At 43.8% G+C, this 13,755-nt stretch carries 14 protein-coding genes and 1 pseudogene; 7 read left to right on the top strand and 8 right to left on the bottom strand.

Annotation, left to right across the window (positions count from 1 at the left end; genetic code table 11):
- Window positions 1-107 precede the first annotated feature (107 nt).
- A complete protein-coding gene (locus tag RNZ41_RS11245; protein WP_314027867.1) occupies window positions 108-1,397 on the bottom strand; it encodes an NnrS family protein in 1,290 nt (429 codons plus the stop codon).
- A 406-nt stretch (window positions 1,398-1,803) separates the two neighbouring features.
- Between RNZ41_RS11245 and RNZ41_RS11835 the strand changes: the two are divergent.
- Window positions 1,804-1,986, top strand: a pseudogene (locus RNZ41_RS11835) (transposase); the annotation flags it as partial.
- A 13-nt stretch (window positions 1,987-1,999) separates the two neighbouring features.
- Here RNZ41_RS11835 and RNZ41_RS11235 read toward each other — a convergent pair.
- Together RNZ41_RS11235 and RNZ41_RS11230 are read right to left on the bottom strand one after the other, a co-directional pair.
- Window positions 2,000-3,346, bottom strand: coding sequence for a NarK family nitrate/nitrite MFS transporter (locus RNZ41_RS11235; RefSeq protein ID WP_314027866.1), 1,347 nt, complete (start codon window positions 3,344-3,346; stop codon window positions 2,000-2,002).
- Window positions 3,347-3,557: 211 nt separating this feature from the next.
- Window positions 3,558-4,823, bottom strand: a complete 1,266-nt coding sequence (locus RNZ41_RS11230) for an MFS transporter (protein ID WP_314027879.1) — start codon at window positions 4,821-4,823, stop codon at window positions 3,558-3,560.
- A gap of 255 nt (window positions 4,824-5,078) precedes the next feature.
- On the opposite strand from RNZ41_RS11230, the gene RNZ41_RS11225 reads away from it, so the two are divergent.
- The 4 genes from RNZ41_RS11225 to RNZ41_RS11210 all read left to right on the top strand — a co-directional run bounded on the left by RNZ41_RS11225 (window position 5,079) and on the right by RNZ41_RS11210 (window position 9,668).
- Window positions 5,079-7,241, top strand: a complete 2,163-nt coding sequence (locus RNZ41_RS11225; protein WP_314027878.1) for a histidine kinase — start codon at window positions 5,079-5,081, stop codon at window positions 7,239-7,241.
- 161 nt (window positions 7,242-7,402) lie between these two features.
- Window positions 7,403-8,062, top strand: coding sequence for a two-component system response regulator NarL (gene narL / locus RNZ41_RS11220; RefSeq protein WP_050324475.1), 660 nt, complete (start codon window positions 7,403-7,405; stop codon window positions 8,060-8,062).
- 116 nt (window positions 8,063-8,178) lie between these two features.
- On the top strand, window positions 8,179-8,820 hold the full coding sequence (gene can, locus RNZ41_RS11215; RefSeq protein WP_050324476.1) for a carbonate dehydratase: 642 nt from the start codon (window positions 8,179-8,181) through the stop codon (window positions 8,818-8,820).
- A gap of 491 nt (window positions 8,821-9,311) precedes the next feature.
- Complete coding sequence (locus tag RNZ41_RS11210; RefSeq protein ID WP_050324477.1) at window positions 9,312-9,668, top strand: DUF488 domain-containing protein; 357 nt, start codon at window positions 9,312-9,314, stop codon at window positions 9,666-9,668.
- A 53-nt stretch (window positions 9,669-9,721) separates the two neighbouring features.
- Here RNZ41_RS11210 and RNZ41_RS11205 read toward each other — a convergent pair whose 3' ends face one another.
- From RNZ41_RS11205 to RNZ41_RS11185, 5 genes are all read right to left on the bottom strand, one after another.
- The gene (locus RNZ41_RS11205; RefSeq protein ID WP_314027877.1) at window positions 9,722-10,240 is read right to left on the bottom strand and encodes an IS630 family transposase; all 519 of its coding nucleotides are present in this window, start codon (window positions 10,238-10,240) and stop codon (window positions 9,722-9,724) included.
- Window positions 10,241-10,260: 20 nt separating this feature from the next.
- Entirely contained in the window at window positions 10,261-10,641 is a 381-nt protein-coding gene (locus tag RNZ41_RS11200; protein WP_050324816.1) for a helix-turn-helix domain-containing protein, read from the bottom strand.
- An 82-nt stretch (window positions 10,642-10,723) separates the two neighbouring features.
- Window positions 10,724-11,632 (bottom strand): IS982 family transposase, encoded by a 909-nt coding sequence (locus RNZ41_RS11195; RefSeq protein ID WP_065253241.1) that lies wholly within the window; start codon window positions 11,630-11,632, stop codon window positions 10,724-10,726.
- A gap of 106 nt (window positions 11,633-11,738) precedes the next feature.
- On the bottom strand, window positions 11,739-12,242 hold the full coding sequence (locus RNZ41_RS11190) for an IS630 family transposase (RefSeq protein ID WP_007115010.1): 504 nt from the start codon (window positions 12,240-12,242) through the stop codon (window positions 11,739-11,741).
- A 31-nt stretch (window positions 12,243-12,273) separates the two neighbouring features.
- Entirely contained in the window at window positions 12,274-12,576 is a 303-nt protein-coding gene (locus RNZ41_RS11185) for an IS630 transposase-related protein (protein WP_007115011.1), read from the bottom strand.
- A 126-nt stretch (window positions 12,577-12,702) separates the two neighbouring features.
- Between RNZ41_RS11185 and RNZ41_RS11830 the strand changes: the two genes are divergently transcribed.
- Together RNZ41_RS11830 and RNZ41_RS11180 are read left to right on the top strand one after the other, a co-directional pair.
- Window positions 12,703-12,825 (top strand): hypothetical protein, encoded by a 123-nt coding sequence (locus tag RNZ41_RS11830; protein WP_409950768.1) that lies wholly within the window; start codon window positions 12,703-12,705, stop codon window positions 12,823-12,825.
- A complete protein-coding gene (locus tag RNZ41_RS11180; protein ID WP_314027876.1) occupies window positions 12,825-13,619 on the top strand; it encodes an IS3 family transposase in 795 nt (264 codons plus the stop codon). The genes RNZ41_RS11830 and RNZ41_RS11180 overlap by 1 nt, the downstream gene beginning before the upstream one ends.
- Window positions 13,620-13,755 lie beyond the last annotated feature (136 nt).

Below are 13,755 nucleotides of genomic sequence, written 5' to 3'. Positions count from 1 at the left end.
ATGAGTTGCCTTATATCCACCGCCTAAAGTCGGTGGTTTTACGGCAACGGCTGATAATTTTGTTTTGGTACGTAATATTTTACTTTTGAAGATTTAAATTCAACAATTCAACCAAATAAACCGTCTTTTCTAGGCTTGCTTAAAATCGGCAGATACACACACAAAAACAGTATAAAGCTGATAAGCCATAACACCTGCGACACAGTCAACAGCTGTGTATAGTAAGCGGGCAATACAATCGGCAACAGCCCACGAGTAACCATAGTCACCACCATAAGCGTTAATATCACCCCGACCAATTTAGGTGGCTCATGCACCGACAGCCCTGTATGCCCTAGACTCACACGGCTCATCATCGACAATGTCATCACCCCGATCCCTGACAATGCCAACGTATGCACCGCAAAGCTATGGGCAAAACCTACCCAAGGCAACACCGCAAACATCCCCAATGCCACCACCATACCGCCAAACGCTACAAACAGCGACCATACCAACGGCTTGCCCCACATCCCACTGTGATACCAACCCATCAGCCGATAGCCATTCGCCAATGCTGTGACAAGGGCAAACAGTGACGCAACCACAGGCTGACCGCACAAGTCTGCGAGCATAAAGGCAAGAAAGCCAAACAGACTGACCCTATCCACCCATACAGCGTTTTTGAGTTCTATTTTGGGAGCGTTTTTGGGCAGATGATGATTGATACCATTGCTGATGAACATCGGCATGACCCGTCGCCCAATGGTCAGCACTACCCCAATAATCAGATAAAACGCTAGATACACGCCTGTCTTTTGCCATGCGATATCGGAACGCCATGCCCCAATAGCGAAGATGACAAATGCAAGCCATAGCAAAGCAAGTTTGGCAAGGATACCGATTTGGCGACGTTGATGTACCCGAATAATCGGGGTAAACACCGCTACGCAAACCAGCGACCACCAAAGAATATCCAGTCCACTGGCAAGCCTTAGCCCAATCGCTGTGATATCAGACGACAGCTGCGGTAAGCACGCCCATGTCAGCCTTGCCAATGCCCAAGGCAGAAATATCGCAAACAACCGCCACCCATACGGCATGGGCTGATTTGTCCATGTCTTCACCGCAGTGAGCAGAAAGCCTGCGATGACCGCTAACGCATAGCCAAAAATCATCTCATGGGCGTGCCACATAAAAGGCGTGAAAGCGGTCAGTGTAAAGCCTGTCCAGCCTTGCAATACCGCAAGCCATAGCCCCATGGTGATAATGGCAAACACCGATGCCCCGACAAAGAACACCCGAAAGCCTAAGTTTAGGATAGGGTGTGGGGATTTGGGGGGATAACTAGCGGATGCGATAGCGTGCAGGTTGGTCGGCAGTTTTGATGACGTTTTGGTCGGTATTTTGGTGGACATGGTGAATTCCCAGTGCTTTACTCAAGTTTATTTTGCACCGATTCACCAATCGCAACAATACTCATTTGGGAGTAATAGGGGAAGATTTACTTTGGACAAGCTACTTGGGAGAGATATTTGCAAGTACTATTTGTTATGCCATTACCAAATCATCAACAAATTCAACTTTTAGCTTTTTGCCAAGTGCATTTGCCACATTGGATAACGTTGCAAGGGTCAAACTAGGATAAGCCACATAATTGATTAATAACCGAATTATTCACCATGAGAAAAGCCTATCCAAGCGACATTGGCCGAAAACAATTCGAACACATACTACCTATTTTAGAAAGTGCAAGGAAGAGGACCAAACCAAGAACGGTTGAGCTTTATGACGTATTTTGTGGGTTGTTGTATGTACTCAGAACAGGTTGCCAAAAGAAATGAACTGCATACGTTTAAAGTCATGGCAAAGCGATGGGTTGTAGAACGTTCGTTTGCTTGGCTTGAAAAAAATAGACGTCTATGGAAAAACTGTGAGCGTCATTTAAATTCGAGCCTTCAATTTACCAGTCTTGCTTTCATCGCTTTATTATTGAAAAGATTGTGAACAGGTTCTAAAATCAACTTGGAAACTCAGCCCCTTTACGGCTATAGTACCACCATGTTAGCACCATACAAATCACATAAAACACAATCAATGCGGTAAACGTGCCATTCGCCCCAAGACCTGAACCGAACATTTTAGGGATAAAGAACCCACCATACGCCGCAAAGGCTGAGGTAAAACCAACCACCGCTGCTGACTCTTTACGAGCATTGAGTTGCCAATCTGCACCGCCCAAACGCTCATGGAAAGTACGGAAAATCACAGGAATCATACGGAAAGTCGAGCCATTACCAATCCCAGTGGTGATAAATAGCACCATAAAGCACGCAAAATACCCTGCAAAGTTCCCTGCTTTTAGGAAGTACATTACTGCGATTACTGCCAATGCCATCACGCCATAGTTGATTAAGGTGACTTTTGCACCGCCCAATTTGTCAGCAAGCCAGCCACCGAACGGACGGAATAACGCACCAACCAAAGGTCCTAAAAACGCCACTTTAAGCGGATTCACATCTAGGAATGATTGTTTAATCAACATCGGAAATGCCGCCGAAAACCCAATAAACGAACCAAAAGTCGCAAGGTACAAGATACACATAATCCAGTTTTGTTGACGACCGAAAATCACCGATTGGTCTTTAAAAGACGCTTTGGCAGACGACAAGTCATTCATACCAAACCAAGCGGCAAGGGCAGCTATGATAATCAAAGGTACCCACACAAAACCAGCGTTTTGTAGATACATGGTCGTGCCTTTGGCAGTGGTTTGGGCATCACCGCCCAACGCCCCAAAGATACCCACGCCAATCACCGCAGGGACTAAAAACTGCATGACCGACACACCCAAATTACCCAAACCAGCGTTTAAGCCCATCGCTGTGCCTTGTTGCGATTTTGGATAAAAGAACGAAATATTGGACATACTAGAGGCAAAGTTCGCCCCACCAAACCCACACAGCAAAGCAATGATAGCAAAAGTGGCAAAAGGGGTATTTGAGTCTTGTAATGCAAAGCCCATCCAAATAGTCGGAATCAAGAGTGATAAGGTCGCAAGGGTGGTGAGTTTACGTCCGCCAAAAATTGGCACCAGGAACGAATAAAAAATCCGCAACGTCGCCCCAGATAAGGCGGGTAAAGCAGTTAGCCAAGAGAGTTGGGCTTTGTCAAAATGAAAGCCTGCGTCTGGCATACGCACCACGACCACTGACCAAATCACCCACACGGAGAACGCCAGTAGTAAGTTGGGAATGGATATCCATAAGTTGCGTGTGGCGGTTTGTTTACCACCATTTGCCCAAAATTTTTCGTCTTCGGGTCGCCAATCGTCAATACGGCGACCGCCTTTTAGTTCGTTGTTCATAAGAGCCTCCAATATACCCTTGGGGTGCGTTTGATTTGCCTCAAAAGGATTTTTTACCTTGTTAGCATAATGGTTTTTTGAGCAAAAAAATCTTATGCCAAGGGCTAGGTTTTAGGGGCAATATTATCCTTTGGGGGTAGATAAGGTTTAACATAAAAAACCCACAAGATAACTTGTGGGTTTTTGGTTTCGCCAGTATTTAAGCCAGCATTTAACTTTGAGCTTTTTTCAACGCCATTTGTTCTTGATGCCCTTTTTCCATAGTAGGACGCACTTCACTCATATAAATCCAAATGAGCGACACCCACACCACGCCAAACATAATCATAAACGCAGAGCTACGCAAGCCTGTGATATCCACCGCCATACCGAACATAATGGGTAGGATAAAGCCACCTAGACCACCGAACAAACCAACCACGCCTGACACTGCTCCCATGTTTTGTTTGTAGTCATCAGACAGGTATTTGAACACCGAGGCTTTACCAATCGCAAAGGTAATGCCAAGGGCAAAAATCAACACGGTGAATAGGGTGGAGTTTAAGCCTAAATGGAAGCTTTTATTGCCAGTAACGGTTTGAACCACAAGGTCAGTCTGTGGATACGACAACACGAATAGAATCAACATGGACACCCAAAGCACCCACCAAGTCACGGTATGAGCCGAATAACGGTCTGATAACCAGCCACCCAACGCACGCAGTACACCGCCAGGTAAACTAAAACAAGCTGCCAAAAACGCCGCAGTTTTGAGGTTAAAACCATATTCATCCACATAATAGTGCGTCATCCACAATGCCAACGCCACATAACCCCCGAACACAATCGAATAATACTGGCTATAACGCCACACATTTGGGTCTTTTAGCACGGCTAATTGACTGCCGATACTGGCATTACTGGCGGTGCGGTGTTCTTTGTTGTCAAAGGTCAAAAACCAAAATCCAATTGCCGTCACCAACATCATCACCGCATAGACTTTGGGTAATAATTGCCAAGTGCTAATGGCGATGATACTGGGGGCGATGAGTTTGGTAAGTGCCGAACCTGCATTCCCCGCCCCGAAGACGCCCATTGCCAAGCCTTGATTTTGTGGTTCAAACCATTTGGCGACATAGGCAATCCCCACGGTAAATGAACCACCTGCCAAACCGACAAACAGACCTAATACCAAAAAGTGCCAATATTCGCTGGCAAACGACAAACAGTAAATCGGAATCACAGTCGCCAACATCAAAATAAAAAATACAATCCGACCACCGAATTTATCGGTCAACAGCCCAATCGGTAACCGTACCAGTGAGCCTGTCAACACAGGAATCGCAGTCAATAGACCAAATTCGGTTTCACTTAGACCCAACGATTTTTTAAGGGGAATCCCCAGTACCGCAAACATCATCCATACCATAAAACACACCGTAAAGGCGATAGTGGATGAGGTCAGCACCATATATTGTTTGGTTTTTAGACTTGCCATGATATGCTCCAGCTTACACAAAATGGGTGTATGGGTAATATCATAGCAAGGTATGAAGGGGTTTTGCCGGTCTGGCAGGGGCGAAACCTGCGACTGGCAAGGGCAATAATGATGCAAATTACTGCTAAAGTAGTATGGCTTTTGCGATGGGATTATTTTATAAAGTCGCTAGTTTTCAATTATTTATGCTAAACTCTCACGCAAGTTAGGTAAAAGCCTATACGATTTTGCCATCACAACTATTTAGGGGTAGTTTTGCAAAAGTCAGTATTTCGTTCACGTTTTTTGCCCAGTATTAGTAACTCACTGCCTGTTCGGGCATGGTGTGCGGTGGCGATTGTCATGGTGATGGCAGTCGGTATGGCGATGGTTAGCGGAATTTTGGCATGGATTGCTCAGTCAGATGCTGAGGCGGTCAATACCGCAGGTTCGATGCGGATGGCGACTTACCGCATTAATTATTTGGTGGTAAAACAAGAAAATCGACCAGCACAAACCCCAGCCAATGCCCAAGCATTAGCTAACCAATCCACCAACCATGAGTCACAAGTACAATCGCAACCCCAAATACAACCCGAAATACAATCCCAACAGTTATTACCCAATGATACTCTATCCCGAAGTATTCCTGCTTCACAGCCAATTGACAGCCATTTGAGTAAAGATGAGCTACTGGCAACACTTACCCAAGATATGCAAAGTCGTCTTGCCCAGTTGGCTCATTATGAGCAGTCGCAAGGCAATCGGGATAACCAAATTAATCAGCAAATTGACACCATTCGGCAGATTTGGACAACAGAGCTTCAGCCAACACTTGAAACGGGCGTTAGAGAGGGCAATCGCGATGCCTTGTATGCGATTTCACTTCGCTATATTGATAATGTTGACAAGTTGGTCAAACAAATTCAGACCCGCAATGAGCATCGACAATCCCTTCAACAGAACTTACAAATTGGGGCGTTGTTACTTACCATCATTATCATGTTGGCAGGGTTACATGAGATTCAACAAAATGTATTGATTCCTGTTGGGCAACTGCGTAAGGCGACACAACAATTTGGTAAAGGGGAAGACACCAGCGTTAATATCGCAGGTTATGAAGAGTTTAATGAGTTGGGTGATTCTTTTAACCAAATGACCAGTACCCTCAAAGCCTACCAAAACAACCTAGAAGCCGAAGTTGCCAAAAAAACCTACCACCTTACCCAAAGTAACCAAGCGTTGACCTTACTCTATGACTTTGCCAAACAGCTTAACCAACAGCCAGTTGCCTATGCACGGCTACAGGTACTTATCGAGCAGTTTGGTGCGGTATTGCCCAATTTTGACATTAGCCTGTGCCTACATGATGCTAATTTGCACAATGATAACTTCAAAGATGCGATGGCGATGCACAGCTTGGGCATTCGTGATAAAAGACATCTTGGGCGAAGTTTTTGCCACCCAGCACATTGCCAAACCTGTGACATCAAGCATGATGAGGGCGTTTGGGTATATCCGATAAACAGCCTACAAACCCAGTGGGGTGAATTACTGGTCAAGCCACGCCATCATCACGGCAAGGGCATCCGCAAACAACCCCAGCCCACAAACTCTGCTACTTCCCAAAAGCCATCACCTATCAATCGTATCACGTTATTGGATGAACAAAACTGGCAAAATTTTGCCGATAGTCAAGAACCCTTTTTTGATGAAAATGAATTGCTAAACACCCTTGCCAACCTCATTGGACTGATGTTTGCAGGGAAAAAACAGCGGGAACAAGAGCATCAGCTAATTTTGTCGGAAGAACGCAACACCATGGCAAGAGAGCTACATGACTCACTGGCACAGTCGTTATCGTATCTCAAAATGCAAGTCAGTATGCTCACCACCTTGCTCAAAGATAACCAAAACCCCAATAACCACAAAATTGAGCAAGTATTATCACAAACCAAAGACGGTCTGAATGGGGCATATAGCCAACTGCGTGAGTTATTGGCAACTTTCCGCTTAAAGATAGAAGAAGGCAGTTTTGATACCGCCTTGGCACAAGCAGGCGATGAGTTCGCCAACAAAGGCGGATTTGCCGTGCATTTGGACAATCGCCTGATGAGCATCAATCTGACCGCCACTGAGCAAGTTGATTTACTACAAATTACCCGTGAAGCCCTGTCCAACATCAACCGCCATGCACAGGCAAAAAATGCCCACATCAGCCTATCGCAAAACCAACAAGGCGTGGTAAGCTTACACATCCAAGATGACGGTGTGGGGCTACAGCCCAAAGATGACGGTCAGCACCACTACGGCATGACCATCATGCAAGAACGTAGCCATAGCCTTGGCGGTGAGTGTCAAATCAACAATGTATTACCGCATGGCACAGCCGTTCGGGTGCAGTTTTTACCGCAAGCGTTTCAGCAGAAAATAGAATAGTGGTTAAAGGTAGCAATCATAGTTAAGTTTACGTTTGTGGTGAGCCTGTCGAACCATCAACGTAAACCTTCACCGTTCGACAGGCTCAGGGCGAACGGTTTTTTATTTCAATTTAACCCACCTCATAACTAGGCGGATTCAACGAAAAATAAGGAAACATAATGTCAATCAAAGTCTATACCGCCACCAGCCCTGCCAAACTCTTATTGGTTGATGACCACCCGATGATACGGCGTGGGATTGCCGATTTGCTAGGCTTTGAGAATAATATCAGCGTGGTTGCCGAAGCCAATCATGGTGAAGAGGCACTAGCATACCTTGCCAATCACAGCGTGGATTTGATTGTATTAGACAACAATATGCCTGTGATGAATGGACTTGAGACCCTAAAGAAAATCCGTGAGCGTGAGATAGAGGGCAAAGTGCTACTGTTCACCGTGTCCGACAACAGCAAAGACGTACAAGACGCTCTGCAACTGGGCGTGGACGGCTATCTGCTCAAGGACATGGAGCCTGAAGATATTATCAAAGATATCCACAAAATCCTGCGGGATGAGCTGGTCATCAGCCCAAGCCTAGCCCCGATATTGGCACAAGCCATGCGAAAACCTGCCAAATCCGCAGATAATTTTGACTTGACCGAACGTGAACAGCAAGTGTTACAGATGATAGCTGAGGGCTTAAGCAACAAGATGATAGGCAATAAGCTTGGCATTGCTGAATCCACGGTCAAAGTCCATGTCAAGCATATCCTAGGCAAAGTCGGACTGCGTACCCGTGTCGAAGCCGCCGTCTGGGCTGTACAGCAGTATCAGAAGTGAGCTGTCATTAACAAGCTATTTACCACTTTTAGCTAATCCATTCCACCCAAATAGGCATGGGCTAAATCAGCATAATTTGATAAGGTGATGTTAAATCAACCACCTTGCTATAGCCCATGACCGACCAAGCCAACCCCTTACAACATCTTATTGACAACAATCAATTTTGGTCGCAGGCTCTATCCGCCCGTGACCCAGATTATTTCCCAAGATTATCCCGCCAACAGCACCCCAAATACCTGTGGATAGGCTGTTCGGACAGCCGTGTCCCTGCCAATGAAGTGGTCGGCTTAATGCCTGGAGAGCTGTTCGTGCATCGCAATGTCGCCAACATGGTGGTGGCTACGGACATGAATTTGCTGTCCGTTTTGCAATATGCGGTGGATGTACTCAAAGTTGAGCATATCATCGTCTGTGGGCACTATGGCTGTGGTGGGGTCAAGGCAGCATTAGGTCATCAAGAATATGGCTTGATTGACAATTGGCTTCGTGCGTTAAAAGGGATGCGGTATCAATACGACGATGCTTTTCAACACCTTAGCCCAGAGCAAGAGGTGGATTTACTCTGTGAAATTAATGTCAAACGCCAAGTGACCAACGTTTGCCATACCACGATTGTGCAGAACGCTTGGCATCGGGGCGAAAAGCTATCAGTGCATGGCTGGATATATGGCTTATCCGATGGGCGTATTCACGACTTAAACGTCAGTGTCTCTGGGCATCATCAGTTGATTGACGCTTTTATTTATACATTGTAATTGGGGTCATCTGAGAATTCGGACCATAATGTACGCTAAGGAATTTTGTCGATTATTAAATTTCATAAATCACCGCCAACAACGCCCTCCTTAACATCCAAGGCAAAGACAGCGACTTTGTTTTAACCGGTAGTGATTTAAACGTCAAAGGCGATTTGTACAACAACGTCGAAGGCGATGTGGTGTATGAAGCCGCTACGGGTAAAGCCTATGAGGGGTCATCACAGAAAACGGAGAAAATAGTACGCTAAGGAATTTTGTTGATTTTTAACCATATTATACCAAACCCAATAGTTAAAGTCTTGCTTGTGTAGGACGCATACGATGCACCGCTGGCTATATCTCGCCAAAAATGGTGCGTAAAACGCACCTTATTATATTTTTTGGGTTTGGCAAGAGTCTTTGACATTGCTTGGATTACTGATTACACTAGATATTCCTGATCAGTAAAATGCTGTTCAAAATCAAATATTGTTTCAAGGTTAAGAAAAGTGATTCGTATTAAACGTGCTTATGATCGTCCGACGACAGATGATGGCTTACGGATTTTGGTTGATCGAATCTGGCCAAGAGGTTTAAGTAAGGAAAATGCGCATCTGACAAAATGGTTAAAAGAAATCGCTCCAAGTACCGCGTTACGCCAATGGTTTAATCATGATCCTGAAAAATGGCAGGAGTTTCAGTATAAATATACGCTTGAATTGCAGAATAATTCTGCCTTGACTGAACTTGAACAATTAGCACAGCAGCAAGACGTCACTTTAATTTATGCAGCAAAAGATATTGAGCATAATAATGCCGTTGTATTGCAACAGCTCTTGAATAAAAAAATAGATAAATCCATATAAAATACAAGGCTTTTGATCTTTCATGGAAATCCATTCATATAGTAAAAACCGAATTATACCAGGCAACTTTCAACACAATCCTTAAGCGTATCAAACTTGCTTAGCGTTAAACGAACCTTTTGCTTGATGACTGCCCACAACTGCTCAATCGGATTAAGTTCAGGTGAGTAAGGCGGTAAGTACGTCAGTTCAATATTATAAAGTTCCGCAATTTGCTTTAAATCGCCACCATAATGAAATCTGGCATTATCCAACACCAATACACGTTTTGGATAATTGCCCTTATCATCTTTTGGCAAATCTCGTCCCAACGTGTGTAGCCAGTTTTCAACTATCACACGGTTACAACCACCTTCAAAGGTAACAGGTGCGATGAGTTTAAAGTCATTTAATCGCATGGCTCCCATTAAGTTTAAGCGTTTACCCTTATTGGCATCGATTTTGGCATAACAAGGCTTGCCAATAGGCGACCAACTGCGGGTGTAATATTGCCTTTGATAAAATCCTGTTTCATCCATAAATAGGATGTTGTCAGCGGTAAGGCTCAAGGTTAATAGCAGTAAACCCAGCATCAGTTTAAACCCAATTTGCTTTATGGGGTCGGCTTGCTTAAACAGCGTGGTCTTTTTTTAAAGCTCCATTTGATTCGACGTAGTGTTTCCAAAAAGGCGTTATAGGAAATACTGACATCGGGATGGTCCTTTAAGTATTGTTCTCTAAGTTGTTTTGCGGTGTCAAATTCTTGTGATTTAACATAGTCCTCAAAGGCGGTTAAGTCGGTGATAATATGTTTTACACCCACAGCGGCAAAGGGTTTCGGCTTGGTATGCCCTTGTGCTTGATAGAGTTTTATCCAGTCATCAAGGGTGTTGCGATTGATTTCAAATAGCCTGGCTGTTTGGCTTTTGTTGCCTGTCTTTTGCCAGTGGTTGACGGCTCTGTCTCGTAAGTCTTGGTTGTATATTTTGGGCATGGTAGTGATCAAAAAATGTTTATTATATTACAGTTTTAACTATAACCCCAGTTCGACATAAGCCATACTCTAAGGCTTTGAATTAACAAACAATCTTAGCGGCGAAAGGTTCAATCAGCACATTTTTAAGTGTCGGTTTCTTGGGTTGATGGCAATAAGCAATCAGCCCTGCCACCAAATTACTCATAAACCCAACATGGCTACGATGCCTTGAATGCTCGATATGGCAAATATTCTTTAACTCATCAAACACCGTCTCAATCAAGAAACGGCGTTTAAGCAATCGTTTATCTAACCAAGCAATGTCTTTAGCTTTCATATTCTTTTTGACGTTGGTAACCAGTTCAACATCCAAGTTTTCGTCGAGCCAAGCGGTTAGGGATCTATCAATGTAGCCTTTATCGCCAAACAGTTTACCAAAGACTTGGTTTTCACACAGTTGTTTGACAGGCTTTCTGTCATCAACATTGCCCGCTGTTACGGTAAGATTCACGAGTTCACCTTGGTGGTTGATGATGGCGTGTAATTTAAAGCCAAAGAACCAGCCCATACTGCTTTTGCCCCGTCCTGCTGTATCGGCAAAGACTTTGTTGCGTTTGATACGGTGGTTATCACAAACCGCTAGGCTGGTTGAGTCGATGTAGCTAATCCCTGTGCAGTTGCCTTGCATTAAGAATTGTAGGTAGTCACACATGGGATATACGGCTTTTTCCATCAGCTCTACCATTTTGTTGTAACTTGGTAGTCTTGGAAAGGCATTTTTTAGCCATTGACAGACATAGCCATAGTAAAAGGCTTTAAATTCTCGATAGCGTATTTGATGAAATAGTACCAAGATGGTGATGATTTCTGCTAAACTTATTTTGCATGGTTTGTTGCGTGGCTTTTTACTGCTGTTGTTCCTTATTTTTAGCATTTTCTGCTGTTGCTCGGCTGTGTAGGCTTTGCAAAAGTCGTCGATGTGGCAGTAAAGTTCTACAAGATTGTCCATGTAAGAAGTCCTGGTTAAAGGTGTTTGTGGTGAACTTACTTTAGCATGTTGGACTTCTTTTTTTTATCCTTTCTTATGTCGAATTCAGGTACTATAGTAAAAGAAATTAAAAACTACCACAAATCCACATAAAGTAGAAGAATAGCTTATCGATATCATCAAGTCGCCAATCTTGTCTTAACCTTTTAACCCAAGCCCAAATATGTTCAATGGGATTGAGGTCAGGACTGTAAGGCGGCAACCAAAGAATTGTATGACCTGCTTGCTCGATAAGATTTTTAATATCTTCTCGAATGTGAAATCTAGCATTATCCATTACAATCAAGCTATGTGGTGACAATGCAGGTAATAACAGATTTTTTGTCCAATGATAAAAGACATCAGCGTTAATATTAAAATCGTATAGCCCTACAGCAAACAGCTGATTACCATGAATAGCCCCAATCGCATTGGTGGTACTTTTTAGCTGCCAGTTGTAGCTATCAAAGCATTTTTGTCCCCTTGGTGCATAAGCATAAGGGCGATAGCTACTAGTTTTAAAGCCACATTCATCAAGGTAGATAATAGGTCGGTTGCTGCTTTGATAGTCTGCCAGTTGCTCGATAAACACTTGACGTTTTATTTCATCTGCCTGTGGGTGTTTAAGTATCTTTTTTTTGAGTGATTTTAAGCCGCTTTAAGGCTATCCCAATTGCTCTTTGAGTGCAGTTGAAACGTACGGCTCGCTCTCGTTGGTAGCTATCAGGGTATTTTTCGACATCTTGCTTGAGTAAAGCCATGTCGATTTTGCCTTTACGAGTTTTAACCACTTTACGTTCTGGTTGTTTTTTCCAGTTTTGTAAAGTGCGTGTGCTGATATTAAATTCTTGGGCAAGGCTACGAATGCTTCTTCCTGCTTTGTGCTTGTCCAGTATCATTTGTCGGTAGTCGGTTGAGTATGCCATTTTGTTATTGTAGCACTTCTATATTTCTTTAACTATATATAATGAGTCACGTTAATAAACAGTCCGGGGGACTGTTTTAGTGACGCAAGGCGAAGCGCTAGCGTAGTTAAAGTCAAATACGGTGGCATGGAAGCCTCGGATGTTAAACGGTTAAAAGAACTTGAGGAAGAAAACCGCAGGCTCAAGCAAATGTATGCTGACTTAAGCCTAAAATCCCAGCTACAGGCAGAAATCATAAAAAAGCTGTAGTGCCTGTAGTCGAGCGTAAAGCATTAGCACAACAACTACAGGCACAGCATGATATCAGCATTGTGGTTAGCTGTCAGATTGTCTGTATCAGCCGCACTGCTTACTACTATGAGCCTAAACTTATCGATGACGACGCCATTGTTGATAAGCTTACCCGCTGGGGATTTCCAAAGTGCTATAAGCGGCTACGTAAACTCGGGTATGTCTGGAACCATAAGCGCGTATATCGGGTCTATACAGCGATGAAACTCAATCTGCGTCGCAAGGCCAAACGACGACTGCCTGCACGTGCTCCCGAGCCACTGACAGTGCCAAACAGCTTAGGGCATACTTGGTCCATGGACTTTATGAGTGACAAGCTGCATAACAATAGCCGCTTTCGCACCTTTAACGTAATTGATGAATATAACCGTGAACTATTAGGCATTGATATTGGTACCAGCATCCCGTCACTACGAGTGATTCGCTATTTAAATCAGTTAGCCCAGTGCCATGGCTATCCCAACAAGATTCGGGTTGATAATGGCAGTGAGTTTACCTCAACTATCTTCACAGATTGGGCGGCGGCTCATGGTATTTTGGTTGATTACATTAAGCCTGGCTGTCCGTACCAAAATGCGTATATTGAGCGATTCAATCGTAGCTATCGAAATGAGGTGTTAGATTGTTATCTGTTCAATAATTTAAATGAGGTTAGACAATTAACGGATAAATGGATCGAGGTTTATAATCACGAACGACCGCATGATTCGCTGGGTAATATGACACCTGCTGAGTTTAAACAGGTGCCTTAATATTTCTACTTTGATGTTGTTTTAAGTTTGGGGTATTTACACTTACGTATTCCGATAATTAAATATAGCATTTTTCAATAGGATATAATAGTAAAAGGCATGGTATTTGCAATCCCATATTTATGGATTAATTATT

Origin of the sequence: Moraxella sp. DOX410 (genome assembly GCF_032248735.1) — a bacterium.
In the GTDB taxonomy this organism is placed as follows: domain Bacteria; phylum Pseudomonadota; class Gammaproteobacteria; order Pseudomonadales; family Moraxellaceae; genus Faucicola; species Faucicola tetraodonis.
The sequence above is the reverse complement of the archived record's forward strand: the minus strand, read 5'-3'. Positions and strand labels throughout refer to the sequence as shown.